This is a genomic window from Streptomyces sp. NPDC127098, from assembly GCF_042722465.1.
Classification (GTDB): domain Bacteria; phylum Actinomycetota; class Actinomycetes; order Streptomycetales; family Streptomycetaceae; genus Streptomyces; species Streptomyces millisiae.
In genome coordinates this window covers 141,763-164,480 of the sequence record NZ_JBHXFJ010000008.1, presented here as the reverse complement: position 1 = coordinate 164,480, position 22,718 = coordinate 141,763, and the positions used below count along the sequence as shown (strand labels likewise).

General features: G+C 74.2%; 22 protein-coding genes and 2 pseudogenes. 14 read left to right on the top strand and 10 right to left on the bottom strand.

The window, feature by feature from the left end:
• Positions 1–272 (bottom strand): annotated as a pseudogene (locus ACFWI8_RS08450) (alpha/beta hydrolase); the annotation flags it as partial.
• Positions 273–452: 180 nt separating this feature from the next.
• Here ACFWI8_RS08450 and ACFWI8_RS08445 point away from each other — a divergent pair.
• Together ACFWI8_RS08445 and ACFWI8_RS08440 are read left to right on the top strand one after the other, a co-directional pair.
• Positions 453–1,634 carry a sensor histidine kinase gene (locus tag ACFWI8_RS08445; RefSeq protein ID WP_387087285.1) on the top strand — a complete coding sequence of 394 codons (1,182 nt, stop codon included), beginning with the start codon at positions 453–455 and terminating at the stop codon, positions 1,632–1,634.
• Positions 1,635–1,638: 4 nt separating this feature from the next.
• Positions 1,639–2,319, top strand: a complete 681-nt coding sequence (locus ACFWI8_RS08440) for a response regulator (protein ID WP_387087283.1) — start codon at positions 1,639–1,641, stop codon at positions 2,317–2,319.
• A 19-nt stretch (positions 2,320–2,338) separates the two neighbouring features.
• On the opposite strand, the gene ACFWI8_RS08435 is transcribed toward ACFWI8_RS08440, so the two are convergent.
• Positions 2,339–2,821 (bottom strand): hypothetical protein, encoded by a 483-nt coding sequence (locus tag ACFWI8_RS08435; protein ID WP_387087281.1) that lies wholly within the window; start codon positions 2,819–2,821, stop codon positions 2,339–2,341.
• A gap of 89 nt (positions 2,822–2,910) precedes the next feature.
• Here ACFWI8_RS08435 and ACFWI8_RS08430 point away from each other — a divergent pair, with 89 nt between their 5' ends.
• Both ACFWI8_RS08430 and ACFWI8_RS08425 read left to right on the top strand, forming a co-directional pair.
• Positions 2,911–3,726: a helix-turn-helix domain-containing protein gene (locus ACFWI8_RS08430; protein WP_387087279.1), complete on the top strand. Its 816-nt coding sequence runs from the start codon at positions 2,911–2,913 to the stop codon at positions 3,724–3,726.
• On the top strand, positions 3,723–3,965 hold the full coding sequence (locus ACFWI8_RS08425; protein ID WP_387087277.1) for a DUF397 domain-containing protein: 243 nt from the start codon (positions 3,723–3,725) through the stop codon (positions 3,963–3,965). The genes ACFWI8_RS08430 and ACFWI8_RS08425 overlap by 4 nt, the downstream gene beginning before the upstream one ends.
• Here the strand turns inward: ACFWI8_RS08425 and ACFWI8_RS08420 are convergent.
• Positions 3,908–4,381 carry a MerR family transcriptional regulator gene (locus tag ACFWI8_RS08420; RefSeq protein ID WP_387087275.1) on the bottom strand — a complete coding sequence of 158 codons (474 nt, stop codon included), beginning with the start codon at positions 4,379–4,381 and terminating at the stop codon, positions 3,908–3,910. The genes ACFWI8_RS08425 and ACFWI8_RS08420 overlap by 58 nt on opposite strands.
• 28 nt (positions 4,382–4,409) lie before the next feature.
• On the opposite strand from ACFWI8_RS08420, the gene ACFWI8_RS08415 reads away from it, so the two are divergent.
• Positions 4,410–5,189: a methyltransferase domain-containing protein gene (locus ACFWI8_RS08415; protein ID WP_387087273.1), complete on the top strand. Its 780-nt coding sequence runs from the start codon at positions 4,410–4,412 to the stop codon at positions 5,187–5,189.
• Here the strand turns inward: ACFWI8_RS08415 and ACFWI8_RS08410 are convergent.
• On the bottom strand, positions 5,173–5,562 hold the full coding sequence (locus ACFWI8_RS08410) for a VOC family protein (protein ID WP_387087271.1): 390 nt from the start codon (positions 5,560–5,562) through the stop codon (positions 5,173–5,175). The genes ACFWI8_RS08415 and ACFWI8_RS08410 overlap by 17 nt on opposite strands.
• Before the next feature lie 96 nt (positions 5,563–5,658).
• Between ACFWI8_RS08410 and ACFWI8_RS08405 the strand changes: the two genes are divergently transcribed.
• From ACFWI8_RS08405 to ACFWI8_RS08385, 5 genes and pseudogenes are all read left to right on the top strand, one after another.
• Positions 5,659–6,300, top strand: coding sequence for a TetR/AcrR family transcriptional regulator (locus ACFWI8_RS08405; protein WP_387087269.1), 642 nt, complete (start codon positions 5,659–5,661; stop codon positions 6,298–6,300).
• A 42-nt stretch (positions 6,301–6,342) separates the two neighbouring features.
• Positions 6,343–7,089, top strand: a complete 747-nt coding sequence (locus ACFWI8_RS08400; protein ID WP_387087267.1) for an alpha/beta fold hydrolase — start codon at positions 6,343–6,345, stop codon at positions 7,087–7,089.
• Positions 7,083–7,853 (top strand): annotated as a pseudogene (locus ACFWI8_RS08395) (MerR family transcriptional regulator); the annotation flags it as partial. The gene ACFWI8_RS08400 and the pseudogene ACFWI8_RS08395, both read left to right, overlap by 7 nt.
• A gap of 27 nt (positions 7,854–7,880) precedes the next feature.
• Positions 7,881–8,660 carry a maleylpyruvate isomerase family mycothiol-dependent enzyme gene (locus tag ACFWI8_RS08390; RefSeq protein ID WP_387087297.1) on the top strand — a complete coding sequence of 260 codons (780 nt, stop codon included), beginning with the start codon at positions 7,881–7,883 and terminating at the stop codon, positions 8,658–8,660.
• Positions 8,661–8,735: 75 nt separating this feature from the next.
• Positions 8,736–10,076, top strand: a complete 1,341-nt coding sequence (locus tag ACFWI8_RS08385) for a glycoside hydrolase family 1 protein (protein WP_387087265.1) — start codon at positions 8,736–8,738, stop codon at positions 10,074–10,076.
• Positions 10,077–10,080: 4 nt separating this feature from the next.
• Here ACFWI8_RS08385 and ACFWI8_RS08380 read toward each other — a convergent pair whose 3' ends face one another.
• Entirely contained in the window at positions 10,081–11,280 is a 1,200-nt protein-coding gene (locus ACFWI8_RS08380; protein ID WP_387087263.1) for a DUF1906 domain-containing protein, read from the bottom strand.
• 293 nt (positions 11,281–11,573) lie between these two features.
• Between ACFWI8_RS08380 and ACFWI8_RS08375 the strand changes: the two genes are divergently transcribed.
• The 4 genes from ACFWI8_RS08375 (at position 11,574) to ACFWI8_RS08360 (ending at position 16,379) form a co-directional block, all read left to right on the top strand.
• On the top strand, positions 11,574–12,845 hold the full coding sequence (locus ACFWI8_RS08375; protein ID WP_311596351.1) for an aspartate kinase: 1,272 nt from the start codon (positions 11,574–11,576) through the stop codon (positions 12,843–12,845).
• A gap of 307 nt (positions 12,846–13,152) precedes the next feature.
• Positions 13,153–13,812: a SigE family RNA polymerase sigma factor gene (locus ACFWI8_RS08370; protein WP_387087261.1), complete on the top strand. Its 660-nt coding sequence runs from the start codon at positions 13,153–13,155 to the stop codon at positions 13,810–13,812.
• Between the two features lie 566 nt (positions 13,813–14,378).
• Positions 14,379–15,518, top strand: a complete 1,140-nt coding sequence (locus ACFWI8_RS08365; RefSeq protein ID WP_387087259.1) for a hypothetical protein — start codon at positions 14,379–14,381, stop codon at positions 15,516–15,518.
• Positions 15,519–15,548: 30 nt separating this feature from the next.
• Positions 15,549–16,379 carry an SURF1 family protein gene (locus ACFWI8_RS08360; protein ID WP_387087257.1) on the top strand — a complete coding sequence of 277 codons (831 nt, stop codon included), beginning with the start codon at positions 15,549–15,551 and terminating at the stop codon, positions 16,377–16,379.
• Here ACFWI8_RS08360 and ACFWI8_RS08355 read toward each other — a convergent pair.
• The 5 genes from ACFWI8_RS08355 to ACFWI8_RS08335 all read right to left on the bottom strand — a co-directional run bounded on the left by ACFWI8_RS08355 (position 16,321) and on the right by ACFWI8_RS08335 (position 22,589).
• On the bottom strand, positions 16,321–18,144 hold the full coding sequence (locus ACFWI8_RS08355) for a S9 family peptidase (RefSeq protein WP_387087255.1): 1,824 nt from the start codon (positions 18,142–18,144) through the stop codon (positions 16,321–16,323). The genes ACFWI8_RS08360 and ACFWI8_RS08355 overlap by 59 nt on opposite strands.
• Before the next feature lie 59 nt (positions 18,145–18,203).
• On the bottom strand, positions 18,204–18,674 hold the full coding sequence (locus ACFWI8_RS08350) for a RidA family protein (RefSeq protein ID WP_387087253.1): 471 nt from the start codon (positions 18,672–18,674) through the stop codon (positions 18,204–18,206).
• On the bottom strand, positions 18,671–18,835 hold the full coding sequence (locus tag ACFWI8_RS08345) for a DUF4177 domain-containing protein (protein ID WP_132933834.1): 165 nt from the start codon (positions 18,833–18,835) through the stop codon (positions 18,671–18,673). Before ACFWI8_RS08345 ends, ACFWI8_RS08350 begins: the two co-directional genes overlap by 4 nt.
• A 10-nt stretch (positions 18,836–18,845) precedes the next feature.
• Complete coding sequence (locus ACFWI8_RS08340; RefSeq protein ID WP_387087251.1) at positions 18,846–22,091, bottom strand: BTAD domain-containing putative transcriptional regulator; 3,246 nt, start codon at positions 22,089–22,091, stop codon at positions 18,846–18,848.
• A 72-nt stretch (positions 22,092–22,163) separates the two neighbouring features.
• The gene (locus ACFWI8_RS08335) at positions 22,164–22,589 is read right to left on the bottom strand and encodes a PPOX class F420-dependent oxidoreductase (protein ID WP_387087249.1); all 426 of its coding nucleotides are present in this window, start codon (positions 22,587–22,589) and stop codon (positions 22,164–22,166) included.
• Positions 22,590–22,718 lie beyond the last annotated feature (129 nt).

Genomic DNA, 22,718 nt, shown 5'->3' with positions numbered 1-22,718 from the left:
AACACGCCCCGGCGCCGCGACGGGTTCTCGCTCGCCAGCCGGGAGACGGCGATCTCGATCTGCCGGCCGTCCGGATCCCGGTAGTCAAGCGGGACATCGAGCGTCCCGCACTCCAGGCGTGGTGTGGCCACCTCCTCGGGGCACGGTCCCCACTCCACGGTCTCGGGCGTCACCGTCACCGTCACCGTGTCGGGGGTCGCCGCGGCGGCTGTGGGAAGGGCCGTCGTCACCACCGCCGTGGCGGCGAGGGCGAGAGCCAGGCTTCTGTGCATCTGTCGGTCTCCTCTTCTCCCGGTGCGGGTCCGACTCTGTCCGCCGGGCCCCGGCCGGCACATCGGCCCGGCGGCTCGAACCGCCTTCGACCCGGGTCGAGGTGGCGGTTCGACTCGGGTCGAAGGCGCCTCGGCCGCTGGTCTGACGCGCCGGCCGGGCGCGGTCGCGATACTGGTCGGGTGAACGCGGAGGCGGCGCCACGGCTCGGAGGGTGGCAACAGGCGGGGCGGCTGGCGGCGGCCGCCGCCCTGGGCGTGCCCTTCTGGCTCTCCACCGGGGTGCTGCTGGCGCGGGAACAGGGGACAGGACCGGGTTCCTGGTGGGAGTTCGGCGATCCGCTGGTGGCCCTGGGGTGTCTGGCGGTGCTTCCGCTGCGGCGGCGCTTCCCGCTCGCCGTCGCCATGGCGGTCGCGCTCGCCTCCGCCGCGTCGGCCCTCTCCTCCGGCGCGGCGCTGCTGGCGCTGGGCTCGATGGCCACCCGACGCTGGCCCGTGGAGCTCGGGGTCGTGGTGCTGGCCTATGTGACCTCGTCGCAGATCGCCCTCGTGTTCTACCCGGTGGCGGGCCCGACCGGCCCGCTGTGGCTCCGCCTCGCGCTCCCGGCGCTGACCGCGGGGATCGCGGTGGCCGTGGGCGCGGCCGTCGGCGCGCGGCGCGCCGAGGTGCGGTCCCTGCGCGAGCGGGCGGAGAGCGCGGAGCGGGAACAGCTCGCCCGGGCCGCGCAGGCGCGGGCCCTGGAGCGGAACCGGATCGCTCGTGAGATGCACGACGTGCTCGCGCACCGGATCTCCCTGGTCGCCATGCAGGCCGGGGTGCTCGACCACCGCAGCGACCTCACGGCCGAGCAGCACCGCATGCTGGTCCGTGGCATCGCCGACAGCTCCCACCAGGCCCTGGAGGAACTGCGGGACGTCCTCGGCGTGCTCCGGGCCGACCCGGACCGCCCGGAACCACCACAGCCGTCCTTCGACCACCTACCGGAGCTGGTGACCGACGCCCGCGCGTCAGGGATGGACGTCACGCTCGACACCACGGTGACGGGCAGGCCGTCCGACACCGTCGGCCGAACCTGCTACCGGATCGTCCAGGAAGGACTGACCAACGCCGCCAAACACGCCCCGGGCGCGGCCGTGGACATCACCGTCGAAGGGAAGCCCGGCGGCGAACTCCGGGTCGCCGTCCGCAACTCCCCGGCCACCGCGGGCACCACGCGGCCGCCGTCCTCCGGGTTCGGCCTGCTCGGCATCGCCGAACGGATCGCCCTCGCCGGCGGCGAACTCGACCACCACCCCACGCCGGACGACGGGTACGTCCTCACCGCGTGCCTGCCCTGGCCGCCTGGCACACCGACGAAGGAGTGAGCGAGTGGCGGCCAGCGAGCGGGAGCCGGTGCGGGTGGTCATCGTCGACGACGACCAGTTGGTGCGCCTGGCGCTGCGACTCGTCATCGAGGGCGAACCGGACCTGACCGTCGTCGCGGAGGCGGCCGACGGGGACGCCGCGATCGACGTGGTGGACGAGCGACGCCCGGACGTGGTGCTGATGGACGTGCGGATGTCCGGCCGGGACGGGCTCAGCGCGACCCGCGAGATCCTGACCCGACCGGCCCCGCCACGGGTCCTCGTGCTGACCACCTTCGACTCCGACGACCTGGTACTCGGCGCGCTGCGCGCCGGGGCGCTCGGGTTCGTCCTCAAGGACACCCCGCCGCCGCGGATCGTCGACGCGGTGCGGACGGTCGCGGAGGGGAAACCCGTGCTGTCCCCGGCGGCCATGTCCCGGGTGATCGCCGCGGCCACCGGCCCCGGCTCCCGGGACGCCCGCGACGCGACCCGCCAGGCCGCGCGGAGACGTCTTGAGGCGCTGAGCGAACGGGAACGCGAAACCGCCCGGGCCATCGCGGACGGCCTCGGCAACCCGGAGATCGCCGAGCGGCTGAACATCAGCGTCGCGACCGTCAAGGCGCACACCGGCAACCTGTTCGCCAAGCTGGCGGTCGAGAACCGGGTGCAGATCGCCCTCCTGGTCCGCGACGCGGAGGACTGACGCCCGCGCGGCGATCTGGTCATCCCGACTGGCCGATCCGCCCGGCGAACCGCTCGTGGGCGATGGCCGCCGCGACGGCCTCGCAGAGCGCGTCGGCGTCCGTGACCACGGTCGTGACGGCGGCCGGCGCGACCAGCCAGCGGCGGCCGCAGATCGCCCGCCGACCGTTGGCGGCGCTGGCCGCCGGCGCGGGCCACCGCATCACGCCGTCCGCGACGGCCACGGTCCCGCCGATCGTCGGCCAACTGGCCGCCGTGCCGCACGGCACCAGGAACTCCACCGCCCCGCGCAACGGCACCTCCAACACCAGGCCGACCGGCTCCCCGGCCCGCCGCAACCGGTGCAGCGCCGCCTCCCCGAGGTCACGCGTCACGCGCACGGCCTCCCACAGCCCACCGATCGGCACCTCGATGGCACGGTTCCACCGCCACCGGTCGAGGACCACTTCGCCGGCCGCCCCGGCGGCCACCGCCCACGAAAGGGCGGAAGTTTCGTCGTTCATGGGAAAGAAGGTGGCCGAGCGCGCCATACTCTGCCCAGTGACGGATCAGGTACGCACTGTGCGTACCGGCTCGCGGAGGAGACGGCGTCATGGCGAAGGAACCCCAACTCCCCGTCGTTCACCGGTACTTCGGCCAGCAGTTCCAGCTGTGGCGAGCCGGCGCGCAGGTCCGTCGCGAGGACATCGCGGAGGCGGCGCGGTACTCCGTCGACACCGTCAAGTCCGTGGAACAGGGCCGCCGCCCGGTGCCGCCGCGCCTCGCCGAGATCGCCGACGAGATGTGCGGGGCGAGGGGGAAACTGGTGGCCGGGCTCTCGTACCTGAACCAGGAGAAGAAGATCCCGGAGCGGTCCAAGGACTTCTTCGAGTACGAGGGCGACGCGATCGCGCTGAGTTCGTACCAGCCGCTGTTGATTCCGGGGTTGTTGCAGACGGAGGCCACGGTCCGGGCGTTGCTCAACGCGCATCGCCCCGCGTTCGACGACGAGACCCTGGAGGAGCGGTTCAAGTTCCGCATCGCGCGCCAGCGGGTGCTGACCCGAAAGCCGATGATGGACTGCTGCTTCGTGATCTACGAGGCCGCCCTACGTTGCCCGGTCGGCGGCCCGGAGGTCCACAAGGAGCAGCTTCTGCACCTGCTCAAGCTGGCCGAGCTGCGCAACGTCACCATCCAGGTGCTGCCGTACGAGCGGGGCGCGCACGCGGGGCTGAACGGTCCGATGGTGCTGCTGGAGTCCACGAACCACGAGCACTTCAGCCTGGTCGAGGGACAGTCCCTGAGCCAGTTCACCTCCGATCCTGAGGAGGTCAGCATGCTCACCCAACGCTATGGAATGATCCGCATGCAGGCTCTGAGCGCAGAGGAGTCGATGCGGTTCATCCAGCGATTGGTTGATGAGCTATGAGCGACGAACTGACCTGGTTCAAGTCCAGCTACAGCGACACCGAGGGCAGCGACTGCGTCGAAGTGGCCCTGGCCTGGCGCAAGTCGACCTACAGCGACACCCAGGGCAACGCCTGCGTCGAGCTGGCCGCCACGCCCTCCACCATCCACGTCCGGGACTCCAAGGTGGTCCCGGTCGGCCCTCAACTCACCTTCTCACCGGCCGTGTTCGGCCGGTTCATCGGCTCGTTGCGTTCCTGACGCGCGTCGATCCGCTCGGCGAGTCGCTGCCGGTAGTTCGGGCAGTGGGTGACGTCCTCGTACTCGCAGTTCAGGCCGCCCTCGATCAGCTCCAACGAGGCCCGGGCCGCGGCGATTCTCGACCGGAGCTCCTCGGCCGCCGGGCGCAGGATCTCGTGCCGGGTGGCGCGGTCGGTGGTCGCGGACAGGCTCCTGATGGTGGTGAGGCCGAGGCCGGCCTCCTTCAGGATGAGGATCGTGGCCACGCGGGTGAGGTCGTCCGTGCCGTAGCGGCGGCGTCCGCCGGTGTCCCGTGCGGGGCGCAGCAGGCCCATCGCCTCCCAGTGGCGCAGCACGTGCGTGGCAAGGCCGAACCGTGCCGCGAGGTCGCCGATGCTCAACGTGCCGGCGACGGCGCCGACTTCGCTTGACTTCATGCCGACATTAAGTCGGAGCATGACGGCCATGTCCAAGAACGAGGAAGTGGTGGCCGAGCACCGCGACACCGAGGCGCTGCTGGCCGTACTCGACGCCGCGGACCGGATGCCGAGCGCGGTCCGGTTGCGGGACCGTTCCTACGAACTGCTGTCTCTCGTCCCGGGTTCGACGGTCGTGGATGTCGGCTGCGGCGCCGGGCGGGCCGTCGCCGAGCTGGCCGAACGGGGGGTCCACGCGGTGGGCGTGGACCCCAGCCCCGTGATGCTGGCGGCGGCCCGGACGCGGTGGCCGGGGGGCGAGTTCCGGGAGGCGGGGGCGGAGGAGCTGCCGTTCGCCGACGGAAGCGTGCACGGCTACCGTGCCGACAAGGTCCTCCACCTGCTCCAGGAGCCGGGGCGCGCGCTGGCGGAGGCGCGACGGGTCCTCCGCCCGGGCGGCAGGATCGTCCTGGTCGGTCAGGACTGGGACGCCATCATGATCGACTCGGATGACGCGGCGCTCACCCGCACGATCGTGCACGCCCGCGCCGACCTCCTCGGCATGCCCCGCGCGGGCCGCCAGTACCGCGACCTGCTCCTGGCCGGCGGCTTCGCCGATGTCACGGTCGAGGCGCACACCAGCGTGTTCACCGATCCGGCGTCGCTGCCGCTGCTCGCGAGGCTCGCCGAGCCGGCCTGCGCCAGCGGCGCCGTCAGCCGTGACCAGGCGGACCAGTGGCTCGCCGAACAGCGCCGGCGCGCCGAGGCCGGCCGCTTCCTCGTCGCCATCCCGTTCTTCGTGGCCGCCGGTGCTACGCCTCGGCCTTGACCCACTCGACGAACTGGACCACCACTCCGTTGGGGTCGGTGATCTGGAAGAGCCGCTCGCCCCACGGCTCCTCGCGCAGCGGCATGGTGATGGTGACACCCTCGTCCTTCAGCCGCCGCTCCTCGGCCTCCAGGCCGCCGTCGACGGTGAACGCCAGGATCAGGCCGGTGGCGTGCCGGTCGCGCTGCTCGGCGGGGAGGACGTCGATGCCGCGCCGCAGCAGGACGATGTCGCAGGCCGCGTCGTCGCGGGTCAGGGAGGCGAACCCGTCGGCGGCGGCCTGCTCGCGGTAGCCGAGGTGGGTGGTGAGGAACGCCTGGGACGCGGCCACGTCGTCGACGGTGAGCGAGACGGTTGACGCGGTGATCTGCAAGAGGGGTCCTCTCGGGAGAAACTTACGACCGACGTAACTTTAGGTCGGGGCGATCGCGGTGTCAACGTATTTTTACGTCGGGGGTAAGATTCCTCCGTGGTGGACGAGACGACGGGGCTCAGGGAGTCCAAGAAGCGGGAGACGCGGCAGCTGATCTCCGACCAGGCGACGCGGCTGTTCCTGGCGCGGGGTTTCGAGCGGACGACCATCGCGGAGATCGCCGGCGCGGCCCGGGTCGCCAAGAAGACGGTCACCAACTACTTCGCGCGCAAGGAGGACCTGGCGCTCGACCACCACGAGGCGTTCGTCGCAGGGCTGGCCGGCGCCGTGGCCGGCCGGGCGGCGGGGGAGTCCGCGCTGGCCGCGCTGCGGCGGGCGTTCCTCGCGGCCGTCGAGACGCGGGACCCCGTGGCCGGCTTCAGCGGGCCGGCGTTCTCCCGGATGGTCGCCGACAGCCCGACCCTCACCACCCGGCTGCGCGACCTGCACGACCAGCGGGAGCACGCGCTGGCCGAGGCCCTGGCGGCGGAGACCGGCGCCGCCGACGACGACCTCACGCCCCGCGCCGTCGCCGCCCAACTCGGCGCCGCACACCGGGTGTTGTTCCAGCGCATCCAGGAACTGACGCTGGCCGGGCGGCACGAGGACGAGATCGCGGCCGTCGTGGCCCGCGAGGCGGCCCTGGTGTTCGACCTGCTGGAGCCCGCCCTCGGCGACTACGCGACCGCCGACGCCTGACACTTGACCCTGACGCAGCGGCAACCCTCCACCATGGCCGGCATGACGACGACGACCCTCGCCGTGCAGCACGACGGCGTCACGATCCCGGTGTCCCGTGGCGGCCGGGGGCGACCGCTGGTCCTCTGCCCCGGGCTCAGCTCCACCCAGGCCGACCTGGGCGAGCTGACCGAACTGCTGCGCCGCGACCACCACGTGGTGACCTTCGACCTGCGCGGCCACGGCCTCGCCTCGGCCGCCGACCGCTACACCTTCGACGCGTTCCTCGGCGACCTCGGCGCGGTCCTCGGTGAGCTCGCACTACCCACCCCGCCCGTGCTCGTCGGCTACTCGCTGGGCGCCGACCTGGCCGTGCACCACGCCGCCGCCCACCCCGACACCGTCGCAGGACTCGTCCTCGTCGACGGGGCGAACCCGCTGCCCGAGCCGTTCCTGACTGACGAGGACCTGGCGTGGTTCCGCGAGTTGGCGCGGGAGCAGGCGACCGGGCCGCTCACCGCCGACGAGATCTTCGACCTGGGCGTCGAGATCGACGCCGTCAGGGCCCGCATCCTCGACCGGTACCTGAGGATCGACCGCCCGATCACCATGATCATGTCGACCGCGATCGCCGGCGACAGCGACGCGGGACGGGCGCCCCGGCACAACCGGCTCTGGCGCGCCGGCGTGAACCGCCTCGTCGCCGAACGGCCGGACGTCGCCGCGCACTGGCTCGACGCCGACCACCGGCTGGTCTTCACCCACGCCCCGGAGATCGCCCGGATCATCCGGAGGGTGCTGCTGTGCTGACCATCGGCGAGCTGGCGGCGCGGGCCGGGGTGACGGTGCGCGCCGTGCGGCACTACCACGCCACGGGGCTGCTGGCCGAGCCGGCGCGGGATGCCTCCGGCTACCGGCGGTACGGCGCCGACGCCGTGGTCGAGCTGATCAGGATCAGGACCCTCGCCGAGGCCGGCGTACCGCTGGCGCGGGTGCGGGAGCTGCTCCGGGCCGACGCGGCGGAGTTCGCGGCGGCGGTCGGCGAGATCGACGCACGGCTGCGGGCCGAGATCCGGGAGCGGCGCCGGCACCGCGAGCGGATCGCCCGCCTCACCGCCGGCGACGGCCTGGCGCTGCCGCCGGAGGTGGTCGCGCTCCTCGACCGGCTGCGCGCGCTCGGCGTCGACGAGCGGCTCGTCCGCGTCGAACGCGACGGCTGGATACCGCTGGCCGCCGCGCACCCGCCCGAGCGGGTCAGGGAGTGGGCGGAGCGCAAGCGGGAGCAGCTCGCCGACCCGCGGCTCGCCGACTTCTACCGCACCCTGGGCCGGGCCCTCGACCACGCCGACGACGATCCCCGGCTGGTCGAACTGGCCGACGAACTGGCCGCCTACCTCACGCGGCTGGCCGAGGAGCGGGGCGAGGGGTACGTCGCCGACAACGACGTCGAGCCGCCGTTCGCCCGGCTGATGGACACGCTGGCGTTCGACGCGGCGCCGCCGGCCCGTCGCCTGGTCGAGCTGCTGCGGCGGCGCGGCTGGACCGGCTGGACCCGGCTGGAACGCGTGACGCCGGCGCCGGCCGGGTGCGATGGTGAGGCCATGGTGGATGACTACGCCGAAGAGATCCTGAAGGAGACGGAGTTGCTGCGGGAGGCCGTGCGAGGCGGCGACGTGCGGGCGCGGGTGCCCAGCTGCCCCGAGTGGAACCTGGGCCAGTTGGTGCGGCACGTCGGCGGCACCCACCGGTGGGCGGCGGAGAGCGTGCGCGCCGGGGGCGCCGAGGTGCCGGACGACCTGGTCGAGGACGTCGGCACGGGCGTCGACGAGGACCTGGCCGCGCTGGACGGCTGGCTGGCCGAAGGCGCCGCGCGGCTGGCCGAGGCGCTGCGCGAGGCCGGCCCCGACGCCCCGGCGTGGACGCCGGCCGAGGGCGAGACGACGGCGCGGTTCTGGGGCCGCCGGATGACCTTCGAGACCGTGCTGCACCGCTGCGACGCGGCCCTCACCACCGGCCGGCCGTTCGCCGTCGAGGCCGTCGTCGCGGCGGACGGGCTCGACGAGTGGATGACGTTCGCCGGGGTCTCCGAGGCATACCAGCCACGCCCCGACCTGCCCCCGCTGCTCGGCCCCGGGCGCGCTTTGCTTTTCCAAGCAACCGATGTGGACCGTACCTGGCGGGTGGACCTCACCGGCGACCGCCCCACCTGGTCCCGGACGTCGGCCCCGGCGGCCGTCACCGTGCGCGGCCCGCTCACCGAACTCCTGCTCACCGTCTACCGCCGCCCCACCCCGAACACCGCCGTCTCGGGCGACGCGGCGCTCCTCGATCTCTGGCTGACCCGCACCGGCTTCTGGCTGGAGGCGGAGGACGAGTCCTGAATCAGCCCCTGACAGTCGTCGCGCCCGCGAATACGGTGCAGGAACTTACTGGCGCGTCAACTTGAGGGAGAAGACGTGGTGCGAGCTCGCTTCTACCGGCCCGCCGTGGTGCTCGCCACGCTGGGGGCCGTGCTGACGGCGGCGCCCGGGGCCGGGGCCGTGGACGAGGGGGACGACGGGTGGTCGCGGTCCTTCTACTGGGGGGTGGCGACCTCCGGCTACCAGGTCGAGGGGGACGCTCCGGACAGCAACTGGCAGCGGTGGGTCGAGGAGAACGCCGGCAGTGACGGCGTCGACCCGTACCGGGACGCGGTGGACTTCCGGCACCGGTACGCCGAGGACATCCAACTCGCCGCCGACATGGGCGTGAACACCTTCCGGTTCGGCGTGGAGTGGGCGCGGGTGCAGCCCGCGCCCGGCGTGTGGGACGAGGCGGAGCTGGCGTACTACGACGACGTCGTCGCGCACGTCCTCGACGCCGGCATGACCCCGATGATCACGCTCAACCACTTCACCGAGCCGGGGTGGGTGACCGACCAGGGGAGCTGGGCGGCGGCGGAGACCGTCGACGACTTCCTCGCCTACGGCGAGCGGATCGTCGAGCGCTACCAGGACACCGGCGCGCTGTGGGTGACGTTCAACGAGCCGCTGGTGCTGCTCGGCCACGAGATGACCGTGGGCGCGCTGGAGTGGTGGGAGCTGCCCGCCGCCAGGGCCAACGTCGTCGACGCGCACCGGCGGGCGTACGACCTGATCCACTCGGTCGACGAGGACGCCAAGGTCACCAGCAACCAGGCGTTCATCAGCGGCTTCAACGGCGCGACCGACCTGTTCTTCCTCGAACAGTTCGCGGACAAGCTCGACTTCGTCGGGATCGACTACTACTACGGCCTCAGCCTGGACAACCTCTCGGTGATCGCCGCCGCCTCCGGCGCGTTCTGGGACGTCAGGCTCCAGCCGGAGGGCATCTACTACGCGCTGCGCGCCTACCACCGCCGCTTCCCCGACCTGCCGCTGTTCATCGTCGAGAACGGCATGCCCACCAACAACGGCGCGCCGCGCGACCCGGAGACCACCCGGGCCGACAACCTCAACGACACCATCTACTGGGTGCAGCGCGCCAAGGCCGACGGCATGAACGTCATCGGCTACAACTACTGGTCCCTGACGGACAACTACGAGTGGGGCACCTACCGGGCGCGGTTCGGCCTCTACACGGTCGACGTGCTGGACGACCCGACGCTTGAGCGCCGGCCGACGGACGCGGTCGCCGCGTACGCGGCGCTCACCGCCAACGGCGGGGTGCCGGCGGGGTACGAGCTGGCGCAGCGGCCCGGCCTCTGCAACCTGGTGGACAGCCTGGCGAGTTGCCTGGATCCGGCCAGGGAGGACGGGCCGCTGGCACCGTTGAGGTAGCGGATCAGCGGGTGACCACGTCCAGGTAGTTGCGGTCGATGTTGATCGAGACGCCGCCGTAGGTCTCGGTCGCGCCGCCGCGGAACTGGTGGATGCGCTGGCGCTGGTTCCAGTAGTTGTCGGGTATGTAGGAGCCGCCGTCGGTGTCGGCGACGTTGTTCCACCACGCGAACCAGATGTGGTCGACGCGGAGTTCGGCCGGCGTGTTGGGCACGGCCGCCACCAGGTCGGCGATGCCGGAGGCGGCGCTGGAGTACACGCCGGACAGGTAGCCGCGGTCGTGCAGGGCCTGGGTCCAGCCCTGGACGTAGTTGAGCACCGCGGTGGTGCAGGAGCCGCCGCGCGTGTACGCCTCGATGTCGCTGTAGATGGCGCTGCCGGCCGGGATGCCGAGGTTCTGGGCCGCGGTGACCGCGCTCGCCGCGGCCGTCGAGCCCTGGGAGCGTGCCGTGGCGGGGTCGGTCGACATCCGGCTGGCGTAGTTGGTGCACGGCGCCTGGCGGCCCACGTCGATGGGCATCAGGTGCCAGCCGTCGGCGGTGGTGTTGGTGACCCAGCTGGCGGTCAGGTTCGGCTGCGAGCAGGCGCGCAGGCCGCCGCTGATGTAGACGCCCACCGCCTGGTACGGGGAGCTGTCGCGCCACGTGTTCATGGCGGAGAGCGAGGGCGCGGCGCAGGCGTCGAAGCCGCGTCCCGTGTAGGTGCCGGGCTGTGGGCCGGCGGCGGCCAGCGGGGCGGCCGAGTCCTTGGTGGGCGCGGGCATCGGCGTCGGCTCGGCGTCGGCGGTGACGCGGGCGGTGGCCAGGACCTCCCGCACGAGGTCCGCCTCGCCGGCCGCCGGGCCGTGGGCGGCCGAGACCAGCAGGCCGGCCTCGGGCACCGGCACCCGGATGGTGCCGTCGGCCGTCGCCCGCACCGCGTCCGCCGTCAGCGGCTCGATGGTGAGCCCGGTGGTGCGGCCGACCAGGTGGGACGGGCAGTCCTGCTGCTCGCCCGGCGTGCCCAGGTAGACGGCGGGGCGGTCGAAGCGGACGCAGGTCGTGGGGTCCTGCGCGAGGTCGAACACCGCCCAGTCGGCGGGCACGTCGATCTCGTAACCGCGGTAGTCGACCGTCCGTTCGTCGGCCGCCTGGGCGGTGGGAGCCGCGCTCAGGGTCGCTAACAGGGCCGCGCCGGCGAGGGCGGAGACCGTGGCACGTCGCATGGATCCTCCAGAGGAGAAGCGTGGGGGGAATGCGCTTGGAGTTGCCTTGGTGTCGCGTGGGTCGCTTGGCGGAAGATATTGTCATGAGCATCGCCTGTGGAGGAAGTAGTCGTCAGCGAATTGCTCGTGTGTGAGTTCGGGCACGTTTCCGGCGCGTTTCCGTGTGTGCGCGGGGCGCGGTGGGCAGGGGTCGTCGCTGAGCGGGCGGACCTCGTGGTCAGCTCGATAGAATTCGTCCGGCCGTGGTCGTTTTTCGGCCACGGGAGAACGAGAGAAACGAGAGGCGAGCACCCGTGGGCCTTGTCGTGCAGAAGTACGGTGGCTCCTCCGTCGCCGATGCCGAGGGCATCAAGCGCGTCGCCAAGCGTGTGGTCGAGGCGAAAAAGAACGGTCACCAGGTGGTCGTTGTCGTGTCCGCGATGGGCGACACGACGGACGAGCTCATCGACCTCGCGGGCCAGGTGTCACCGGTGGCCCAGGGCCGCGAGCTGGACATGCTGCTGACCTCGGGCGAGCGCATCTCCATGGCGCTGCTCGCCATGGCCATCAAGGCACTCGGCCACGAGGCGCAGTCCTTCACCGGCAGCCAGGCCGGGGTCATCACCGACTCCGTGCACAACAAGGCGCGCATCATCGACGTCACGCCGGGCCGCATCCAGAGCTCGGTCGACGCGGGCAACATCGCGATCGTCGCCGGCTTCCAGGGCGTCTCGCAGAGCAGCAAGGACATCACCACCCTCGGGCGCGGCGGCTCCGACACCACCGCCGTGGCGCTGGCCGCCGCCCTCCAGGCCGAGGTGTGCGAGATCTACACCGACGTCGACGGCGTCTTCACCGCCGACCCGCGCGTGGTGAAGAAGGCCCGCAAGATCGACTGGATCTCGTTCGAGGACATGCTGGAGCTGGCGAGCTCCGGCTCCAAGGTCCTGCTGCACCGCTGCGTCGAGTACGCCCGCCGCTACAACATCCCGATCCACGTCAGGTCGTCCTTCTCCGGACTGCCCGGCACCTGGGTCAGCACCGCACCGCTTGGAGGTCAACCGATGGAGCAGGCGATCATCTCGGGTGTTGCCCACGACACCTCCGAGGCGAAGATCACGGTCGTCGGCGTGCCGGACAAGCCGGGCGAGGCGGCGACCATCTTCCGAGCCATCGCGGACGCCGAGGTCAACATCGACATGGTCGTGCAGAACGTGTCGGCCGCCTCGACCGGCCTCACCGACATCTCCTTCACGCTGCCGAAGGACGAGGGCCGCAAGGCCATCGAGGCGCTGGAGCGGCGCCGCGACCTCATCGGCTTCGACGCGCTCCGGTACGACGACCAGATCGCCAAGATCTCGCTCGTCGGCGCCGGCATGAAGACCAACCCCGGCGTCACGGCCACCTTCTTCGAGGCGCTCTCCAACGCGGGCGTCAACATCGAGCTGATCTCCACCTCCGAGATCCGGATCTCGGTCGTGACCCGCGAGGACGACGTCAAGTCGGCGGTCCGCGCCGTGCACACGGCCTTCGGCCTCGACAGCGAGTCGGACGAGGCCGTGGTCTACGGCGGAACCGGGCGATGAGGGGATAGAGGGGGTATCAGGGTGGAATCTGGCCGAGGCTGGCCAGATGTGAAGCTCCCGTGACCAAGTCGTAGGGCTGGATGGCTTGCTCCAGGCCGAGCCCACAGGAGACCATTTCAACTCCCCGTACCGCGAGCGCAACCGACGGCGGTGCGGGGAGCGTCTTTTGGCTGCCCTCCGCCGGGGCGCAAGAGGCTCTTCGGGCAGGGCATTTCGGGCAGGTGGTCGATGTGGGGGCGAAACCGTCGATACGTCGCCCATGCCGAGCCACGTACAACCTTCGCGGGGGAGAACGTGTCCAACTGGCGTGGCAGAGGTCCTGGATTTCACGGCAGCGCCCCCGCGACGTCTCCCGCGACCAGGACCGTCGCGTGGGGGCGGGACGCGCCACGGAGGCATGCCGGTGATCGCGCCGGCGGGCGTCAGCACGCCCGACAGCCCCGCCGCTGAGGCCACGGGCGACGCGATGGCCGAAGGCACCACCATCGACTACCTCACCGAGACCTACCGGGCGCACTACCGCTCGCTGCTCGGCCTCGCGGCGCTGCTCCTCGACGACACGGCCTCCTGCGAGGACGTCGTCCAGGAGGCCTTCATCCGCGTCCACTCGGCACGCGGCCGCGTCCGGGACCCCGAGAAGACGCTCGCCTACCTGCGGCAGACCGTCGTCAACCTCTCGCGCTCCACGCTGCGGCGCCGCATCCTCGGGCTCAAGCTGCTCTCCAAGCCGCTGCCGAACATGGCGAGCGCGGAGGAGGGCGCCTACGAGCAACTGGAGCGGGCCGACCTCATCCAGGCGATGCGGGGCCTCCAGCGGCGGCAGCGCGAGGTGCTGGTGCTGCGGTACTTCGCGGACATGACGGAGGCCGAGGTCGCCAGGACACTCGGCATCTCGGCCGGCTCGGTCAAGGCGTACGGCTCCCGCGGCATCGCCGCGCTGCGGGTCGCCATGGAGGCGGCCCGATGAGCGTCGGCCCTGCCGGACCGAACGGCTCGAAGGGACCCGAGCCCGCGCGGCGCGAGGTCGGTGACGAGCCACGACACGACATCGACACCCCGGACAACGGACCCGCGCCTGCGGACGATGACGGCACCGCGGCGGCTGACGCCGAAGGCGGCCCACTGGCGCCGAGCGGCGAACCGGCTGCGCCGGGCGCCGTGCCCGGCGCCGGCGAGGCGGGCCGGTTGGCTGAGTCGGGTGCCGAAGGCGCGTCACGCCGGCCGCAGGCCGGCGGTGGTGGTCCGGCTGCGCCGGAAGGCGCGCCTGGCTTCGCCGGTGAGGCCGGCCTGCCGGCTGAGACGGACACCGATGCCGATGCCCGCCGGCCTGACGGCGCGTCCACGGGGGGTGCGGCCGAAAGCGGGCTGGACGTTTCCGGCGGGCGTTCGGCGTCGAGCGCCGAAGGCGCCTCACACCGGCCGGCTGCCGCCGGCGACGCGCACCTGCCGCCTGAGTCCGGCGCCGAAGGCGCGCCCGCTGGGGCGGATGGCGAGGCCGAGATCAGGGCGTTGTTCCGCGACGTGGTCGGCACGTTGGAGCCTTCCCGTGGCGCGTTGGCGCAGTTGCGGGAGGCCGTGCCGATGCGGCGGCGTCGGCGGCGGCGGTTGTTGTTGGGCGCGGCGGCGTCCGTCGCGTTGTTGGGGGTCGGCGCGCCCGTCGTGATGTCCGCCGCCGAGCACGTGCGCGGCGGCGGTGGCGGGGCCACGCTGGACGCCGGCGCGGAGCGCGCGGCCGGCGGGGAGCCCGAGGGCCGTGGCGACGCCGGCGGAGCCGACTCGCATCCGGCGGGCGGCGACAGCGAGGCGCCCGGGCGGCCCGGCGAGGACGCCGAGAACGGCGGGCAGCCGCTGGACGGCGACGCGGACGACGGGCACGCCACCACCAGGGACGGCTCCGAGATGGGCCTCACCTCGCCGACCTGCGCCCGCACCCAGCTCGGGCAGGCGCGGACCACCACGGAGTCGCCCGACGCCGAGGGCCGCGTCTACGGCACGATCCGGCTGGTCAACGTCTCGGACTCGCCGTGTCGCGTCACCGGGAACGGCGAGCTGGCCGCGTTGCCGGTCGGCATGGCGTCGACCGACGGGATCCAGGTCGTCGACCGGACCGAGGGTGACCGGGCCGAGCGGCTGCCCACCCCCGACCAGACGTACGAGGAGCTGGTGCTGCCGCCGGGCGAGGCGTACGAGGTGCGGTTCGCCTGGGTGCCGACCGGCCAGGCCGTCGACAGTTGCGCCGTGGCCGCCGAGCCCGTCGAGAGCGGCGCGGAGGGACCATCGCCCAACGGGGGCCGGAGCGAGTCGGCCGTCGACGAGCCGACGGCCACCAGCGGAGCGGGCTCCGAGAGCGACAGCGGCGGCGACACCGGCTCCACGACCGGCGGCGAGACGACGAGCGGCGGTGAGACGACCGGCGGCGGCTCCGTGGGCGGCGAGACCGGCGGCGGCGAGTCGCCCGACACCGGCACCGACAACGGCGCGACGACCGACACCGGCGGCGGCGAGTCGCCCGGCACCGCGACCGGCGGCGGCGACACCGGTTCGCCCACGGACGCCGTGGTGCTGCGGTACACCCCGGCCGCCGGACAGCCGGAGGCGGCGCAGATCCTGCTCGAGGGCTCCTGCTCGGGAACGATCTACCGAACGGGCGTTCTCCAGGCCCCGGCCGAATAGGACCCGACGCCCGGGAAGTACCGTTGGGGCGTGTACCGGTTCCTGCTGACGCCGCGCTGGTTGGCGATCAACGTCTTCGTGCTGCTGGCGATCCCGGTGTGCCTGGTGGCCGGCATGTGGCAGCTCGGCCGCTTCGAGGACCAGGTCGACAATCACCGGGAGCAGCAGGAGCGGGTCGAGCGCGGCCCGGGTGATCCCGTGCCGCTCGCCGAGCTGCTGCCGTTGACCACCGACACGGTCGGCGAGCAGGCCGAGGTGCGCGGCAGCTACGACCTCGACAACCAACTCCTCGTGCCGGACCGCACGGTGGACGGCGAGCGCGGCTTCTACGTGCTGACCGTGCTGCGGCCGGCCGACGGCGGCGCCGCCGTGCCCGTGGTGCGCGGCTGGCTGCCGGGCGACGCCGACCCCGCCGCCGTGCCCGCGCCGCCGGCCGGCGAGGTTACCGTGGCCGGAGCGGTGCAGGCCGCCGAGTCGCCCAGCGAGGTGGACGGGCCGACCGACGGGCTGCCGGCAGGGCAGCTCGGCGTGATCAGCGCCGCCTCGTTGATCAACCTGCTGCCGTACGAGGTCGGCGACCCGTGGCTCACCGTCACGGACGCCGCCGCGCCCATGTCGCCGGTGCCGGCCGTCGCGCCGAGCGGCACCGGGCTCGACATGGACGCGTTCCAGAACCTGGGCTACACCGCCGAGTGGTTCGTCTTCGCCGCCTTCGTCGTCTTCATGTGGTTCCGCCTCGTGCGGCGCGAGGTGGAGACCAGGCGCGACGTCGAACTCGGCCTGGTCGACGTCGCGCCCGAGGTCACTCCGCGGCGGGCAGGTGTTCCCGCGCGAACCGGATCTCCTGCGCCACCTGCTTGATCCGCTCCTCCACCACCAGCGAGCCGTGCCCGGCGTCGTACCGGTACACCTCGTGGGTCGCGCCGCGCGCCGCGAGCCGCTCCACGTAGTTGTCGATCTGCCGGATCGGGCAGCGCGGGTCGTTGACGCCGGCCGAGATGTAGACCGGCGCCCGCACGTCGTCGACGTAGGTGATCGGCGACGAGGCCGCCCAGCGCTCCGGCTGCTCCTCGGGCGTGCCGCCGAGCAGCGTGCGGTCCATCGCCTTCAGCGCCTCCATCTCGTCGTGGTAGGCGGTGACGTAGTCGGCGACCGGCACGGCCGCCACGCCCACCGCCCACGCCTCGGGCTGGGTGCCGAGGCCGAGCAGCGTCAGGTAGCCGCCCCAGGAGCCGCCGGTGAGCACCAGGCGCTCCGGGTCGGCCAGGCCCTCGGCCACGCACCACTCGCGGACGGCGGCGATGTCCTCGAGCTCGATCAGACCGACCCGGTGCTTGAGCGCGTCGGTCCACTCGCGGCCGTAGCCCGTCGAGCCGCGGTAGTTGACGCGGACGACCGCGAAGCCGTGGTCGAGCCAGGCGGCAGGACCGGCGGCGAAGGAGTCGCTGTCGTGCCAGGTCGGGCCGCCATGGATGTCGAACACCGTTGGGTAGGGCGCCTGGCCGGTGGCGGGGCGCTGGATCAGCGCGTGCACCGTGCCGCCCGGGCCCTCGACCCAGGCGTCGGTGACGGGCAGCGAGGCGGGCGGCCGGATGCCGGGCGGGTCAAGCACCGTCGCGCCGCTGGTGGAGCGGATCCGCGGCGGCTCGGCGGCCGAGGACCACAGGTACTCGGTGGAGCCGTCGGGGCGCGCGGTGGCGCCCGAGATGGTGCCGGCCGGGGTCTCCACGCGCCGCTTCTCGGCCCGCGCCAGGTCGTAGGACCACAGCTCGGAGCGCGCCTGGTGGCTGTGCTCGACCAGCAGCGCGCTGGCGTCCGGGTACCACTGGGCGTCGACGTCGCCCGGCAGGTCGAGCTCCGGCTCGGTGAACTCGCCGGTCAGCGGGTTCCAGATGGCCGGCTCCCAACGGCCGCGCCGCTGGTGGCCGATGAGCAGCCGCGGGTCGCCGTCGACGGGCGCGAAGCCGAGCACGGTCAGGCCGAGCTCCTTGGTGCCGCCCTCGGTGTCGTCGAGCTCGGCGACCCGGGTGCCGTCGAGGCGGACGACGCGGATCGCGGAGTGCATCGCGTCGCCGTGCTCGGTGTGCTCGATGGCCAGCAGCGTGCCGTCGTGCGAGAGGTCGCCGACGCCGCCGGACTGGCGGTGCCGGTAGATCTCCACGGGCTCGCCGCCCTCGGACGCGTCGGGCCGCGCGACGTGGATGGTGGTGCCGACCTCCTCGGTCATCCGGCCGACGACGACCGTGCCGTCCCGGCCGAGGGCGAGGCCGGCCGAGTAGCCGGGGTCGAGCCCGGGGACGGCCGGCTCGTCGGGGCCGCCGCCGAACGGCTGCCGCTGCCAGACGCCGAACTCGTCCCCGTCGGTGTCCGCGAACCACCAGATCCACGCGCCGTCCGGGGTGAGCGTGCCGTGCACCGTGCCGTTGGGACGGTCGGTGGCCTGGCGCTGCTTCCCGCTCTCCCGGTCCCAGGCGTACAGCTCGAAGGTGCCGGTGGCGTTGGAGACGAACAGCGACCGCGCGGGCGCCTCGTGGGCCCACTGCGGCAGGCTCACGCGGGGCGCGCGGAATCGCTTCTCCCAGTCGGGCCGGTCGGGCGTCTCGTCGGGCTTCACGTCGTCGGTCATGGCTCAGTTCTACCCGAACCCCTTCGCGTACCGCCCGGCCCTTTCGCCGCCGTGGACGCTCAGGCGTCCGGCGCCAGCTCCACCTGGATCTCGACCTCGACGGGCGCGTCGAGCGGCAGCACCGCCACGCCCACCGCGCTGCGCGCGTGCTGGCCGCGCTCGCCGAAGACCTGCCCGAGCAGCTCGCTGGCGCCGTTGATCACCTGCGGCTGGCCGGTGAAGTCGGGCGCCGAGGCGACGAAGCCGAGCACCTTGACGACGCGGGCCACCCGGTCCAGGTCGCCGACCACGGACTTCACGGCGGCCAGCGCGTTGAGCGCGCAGACGGCCGCCAGCTCCCTGGCCCGCTCCGGGCTGACCTCGGCGCCGACCTTGCCGGCCGCCGGCAGCGCGCCGTCGACGAGCGGCACCTGGCCCGAGGTGTACACGTAGGGGCCGGTCACCACGGCCGGCACATAGGCGGCGACCGGCGGCACCAGCGGCGGCAGCTGAAGGCCGAGCTCGGCCAGCCGCCGCTCGACGGCGCTCACGCCTCGCCGCCCTTGGGGCGCTTGAGGTAGGCGACCAGCTGTTCCGGGTTGGGGCCCGGGACGACCTGCACCAACTCCCAGCCGTCCTCGCCCCAGTTGTCGAGGATCTGCTTGGTCGCGTGCACCAGCAGCGGCACGGTGACGTATTCCCACTTGGTCATGCGGCTCACTCTAACCAGCCGGCACGGGCGTCACGTCCGCCCCCGGGTCCAGGCCCGAGACGAACGCCGCGCGGAAGGCCGCGTCGAAGGGCTCGGCGCCCAGGGCGGCGCGTGCCGCCGCCGTCGCGCGGTCCACGTCACCGCGCTCGGCGGGCGCGAGCGGCGCGCGCACGGACTCGCGCGCCGCGGCGGCCGTGCCGAGCAGCTCCGCCGCCCCGCGCGGCTCGCCGGCCGCCGCGTGGGCCCCCGCCAGGCCCTCCAACGCCAAGGCCACGGCCCGTGGATCGCCGAGCCGCCGCGCCTCGGCCAGGCCGGCCAGGTGGCGCTCCCGCGCCGCCGCGTGGTCGCCGCGCAGCTCCGCGACGAAGCCGAGCTCGGCGAGCACCAGCGCCAGGGCCGGCCCGTAGTCCGCCGCCCGGTACCAGTCGAGCAGCCCGGTCAGCCGCTCCTCGGCGGCGGCCAACTCGCCGGCCCGGCGGGCGCCGAGCGCCAGGCCGAGCTCGGCGGCGGCCCGGCCCTGCCGGAAGCCGAGCTCGGTGGCGAGCGCCAGGGCCCGCGCGTGGTGTGCCTCGGCGGCCGCCAGGTCGCCGGTGAGCAGGGCGATCCGGCCGAGGCCGCTGAGCCGGTGCACGGCCGCCGTCCACAGCCCCGCCTCCTCGGCCGCCCGCAGCCCCTCGGCGTGCAGCGCCGCGGCCCGCGCGTGGTCCCCGGCGATCTCGGCCAGCGCGGCGAGCGGGAAGACGGTGCCGGAGCGGCCCCAGCCGTCCCCGAGGTCGCGGAAGACCGCGTCCGCCCACTCCGCGTGCCGCCGAGCCGCCGCGAGCTCGCCCCGGGCCAGCGCGTGCCGGGCCAGCACCCCGCGCGCCGCGGCCTCGCCCCACCGGTCGCCGAGCGCCGCGAAGTCGGCGGCGGCCAGCCCGGCCAGCCGCTCGCCGTCGGCCACCGCCGCGGTGCCGAGCCCGGCGTGGGCGAGGAACCAGCGGGCCGTGGCGAGGTCCTCCGGGGCACCGGCGTCGGCCAGGGTCCGCAGCGTCGCCCCGATCGCGGGCGCCGCCGGGTCCGCGGGCTCGCCCTGGAGCAGCGCGAGGCCGTGCGCCCAGACCCGGGCCAGGGCCGCCGCGGCCGCGTCCTGGGGGCCCGCGCCGGCGGCGGCCCTGGCGAGCGCCCGGCGGGCCTCGCCGAGCCGGCCGCGCAGCACCCAGTACCAGGCGAGCGCGTTCACCAGCCGCAGCGCCTCGCCCGAGGTGGCCAGGTCGATCGCCCGCCGCAGGTTGCCGGCCTCGGCGTCGAGCGCGGCCAGCCACCGCCGCTGCTCCCGGCCGCGCAGCGCCGGCGCCGCCAGCTCGGCGAACTCCCGGTGGTGGCGGACGTACCGGCGGCGCGCCGTCGGCTCCTCGCCGGCCGCCCGCAGCCGTTCCGCGCCGTACGCGCGAACGGACTCGAGCAGCCGGTAGCGCGGCCCCTCCCGGCGGTCGTCGAGCACCACGAGGGACCGGTCCACGAGCCGGCCCAACACGTCGAGCACGGCGGACGGCCGCACGCCGTCCCCGCCGCAGACCGCGGCCGCGGCCTCCGCGGTGGCGCCGTCCGCCACCACCGAGAGCCGGCGCAGCACCGCGCGTTCGGCGTCGCCCAGCGGCTCCCAGCTCCAGTCGAGCACCGCGCGCAGCGTGCGCTGCCGCGGCGGGGCGCCGCGATGGCCGCCGGTCAGCACCGCGAACCGGTCGTCGAGCCTGGCCACCAGGCCGTGCAGGCCCAGGGTCCTGGCCCGGGACGCGGCCAGTTCGAGGGCGAGCGGCAGCCCGTCGAGGCGGCGGCAGATCACCGCCACGGCCCGGGCCGCCTCCGGGGCGAGCCGGCCGGCGCCGAGCCCGGGCGTGCCGGCCGCCCGGGCCAGGAAGAGCCGGGCCGCGCTCGACGCCGCGACGGCGGCCGGCCAGTCGGCCGCCTCGGCGGGCGGTAGGGCCAGCGGCTCGACGCGCCACAGCCGCTCGCCGGCGACGGCCAGCGGCTCGCGGCTGGTGGCCAGCACCGTGAGCCCCGGCACGGCGCGCAGCAGCCCCTCGGCCAGGGCGGCGGCGTCGGCCGTCAGGTGCTCGCAGTTGTCGAGCACCAGCAGCGGGCGCCGGCCGCGCAGCGCGGCGGCGAGCCGGGCGATGCCCGCGTCCCCGCCGGGGCCCGCGACATCGGTGAGGCCGAGCGCGGCGAGCAGCGTCTCGGTCAGCGCGCACAGCGCCTCGTCGCCGCAGCCGGCCGGCTCGGTGCCGGCCAGCTCGACCAGGTGGACGTCGTCGGGGTACGCGTCGGAGTCCTGGAGGTCGCGTGCCACCTCGAGGGCGAGCCGTGACTTGCCGACCCCGCCGGGGCCGAGGAGCGTGACGAGCCGGCCGTCGCCGCCGGCGAGCAGCGCGGACAGGCCGGCCACGTCGTCCTCCCGGCCGACCAACGGCGCGATGGGGGCCGGCAGTACGGCGGGCCGCCCGGCGGGCGTGGGGCGCGCCGTGGGGCGCGCCGTGGGGCCGCGCAGGATCTCCCGCTGGAGGGCGGTCAGTTCGGGGCCGGGTTCGAGGCCGAGTTCGGTGGCGAGCGCGCGGCGCAGCTCGGCGTAGCCGGCCAGCGCCTCGCCGCGCCGGCCGGCGCGGTGCAGGGCCCGCAGGTGTAGGGCGCGCAGCCGCTCGCGCAGCGGGTGCCGCGCCACGAGTTCGGCCAACTCGGCGGCCACCGGCAGGTGTTCGCCGAGCTCCAGGCGGGCCTCGGCCGACTCCTCCCGGGCGGCGAGGCGTTGCTCGGCCAGCCGGTCGGCGGCGGCCCTGGCGAAGGGCTCGTCGGCGTACTCGGCGAAGGGCTCGCCCCGCCACAACCCCAGCGCCTCGGCCAGCAGTTCGGCCCGCTCCCGGGGGCCGGCCGCGCCGCGTGCCGCGGCGGTGAGCTCGGCGAAGCGGCCGGCGTCGGTGTCGTGCGGCGGGGTGAGGTCGAGCGCGTAGCCGGCGGGGCCGAACGTCAGCAGCCGACGGCCGCCGGGCTCGGCCCGGTCGAGCGCCTGGCGCAGCCGCGAGACCCGGCCCTGCAGGGCGTTGGCGGGGTGGCGCGGCGGGTGGGCGCCCCACAGGCTCTCCACCAGGCGGTCCCCGGAGACCGGCTGCCCCGGCCGCACCAGCAGCCGGGCGAGCAGGGCGCGGGCCCCCGGCTCGGGCAGCCGCACCGGCGTGCCGTCCGGCGCCCACAGGGCCAGCGGGCCGAGGACCCCGAATCGCATCCGGCCACGATAACGCCGGCCGCCGGCCACCGGCCGCCGGCCGCCGGCCGCCGGCCGCCGGCCGCCGGCCGGCTACCGGCGCGCGGGCGCCCAGGGGCCGACGCCGCCGACGCGCTCCACCCGGTACCGCACGACGTAACCCGGGGCCCTGGGCGCGGGGAACTCGGCGTCCGGCGCCATGTACACCTTCGCCAGCCGGTCGAGCAGGTCCCACGCGTCCTCGCGCGGCTCGACGGTGGCCCGGGCGCGCAGCACCGCGTACTCGTTGAGGAAGACGCCGGGCACGCGCGGGGCGTCGAAGGACAGCACGACCCGCGGGTCCCGCTCGATGTTGCGCAGCTTCGCGTACCAGCTCAGGTGGCCGCTGACCACGTCGTCGCCGTCCAACCCGATCCAGACGACGGTCACCTGAGGGCTGCCGTCGGCGTTGATGGTGGTCAGGTGCGCCATGGGTCCCGAGGCGATCAGGTCGCGCAGCTCGGTCGGCAGGGCGGTCATGGCCGTTCCCTTCGCTCGTCCCTTAGTTCGACGCTCATCGTACAACTGGCGTGGGCGCCGACAGCGTTCCGACAGCGCTCCGACAGCCGGTACTCGCACCGTGGGTTGCGACACCGACCCCCACCACCG

Bases quoted from the DNA above. Each gene is read 5' to 3' on its own strand.
- ACFWI8_RS08435 (WP_387087281.1), bottom strand. From the start codon at position 2,821: ATGAACGACGAAACTTCCGCCCTTTCGTGGGCGGTGGCCGCCGGGGCG.
- ACFWI8_RS08430 (WP_387087279.1), top strand. From the start codon at position 2,911: ATGGCGAAGGAACCCCAACTCCCCGTCGTTCACCGGTACTTCGGCCAG.
- ACFWI8_RS08425 (WP_387087277.1), top strand. From the start codon at position 3,723: ATGAGCGACGAACTGACCTGGTTCAAGTCCAGCTACAGCGACACCGAG.
- ACFWI8_RS08420 (WP_387087275.1), bottom strand. From the start codon at position 4,381: ATGAAGTCAAGCGAAGTCGGCGCCGTCGCCGGCACGTTGAGCATCGGC.
- ACFWI8_RS08415 (WP_387087273.1), top strand. From the start codon at position 4,410: ATGTCCAAGAACGAGGAAGTGGTGGCCGAGCACCGCGACACCGAGGCG.
- ACFWI8_RS08400 (WP_387087267.1), top strand. From the start codon at position 6,343: ATGACGACGACGACCCTCGCCGTGCAGCACGACGGCGTCACGATCCCG.
- ACFWI8_RS08390 (WP_387087297.1), top strand. From the start codon at position 7,881: ATGGTGGATGACTACGCCGAAGAGATCCTGAAGGAGACGGAGTTGCTG.
- ACFWI8_RS08380 (WP_387087263.1), bottom strand. From the start codon at position 11,280: ATGCGACGTGCCACGGTCTCCGCCCTCGCCGGCGCGGCCCTGTTAGCG.
- ACFWI8_RS08355 (WP_387087255.1), bottom strand. From the start codon at position 18,144: ATGACCGACGACGTGAAGCCCGACGAGACGCCCGACCGGCCCGACTGG.
- ACFWI8_RS08345 (WP_132933834.1), bottom strand. From the start codon at position 18,835: ATGACCAAGTGGGAATACGTCACCGTGCCGCTGCTGGTGCACGCGACC.
- ACFWI8_RS08340 (WP_387087251.1), bottom strand. From the start codon at position 22,091: ATGCGATTCGGGGTCCTCGGCCCGCTGGCCCTGTGGGCGCCGGACGGC.
- ACFWI8_RS08335 (WP_387087249.1), bottom strand. From the start codon at position 22,589: ATGACCGCCCTGCCGACCGAGCTGCGCGACCTGATCGCCTCGGGACCC.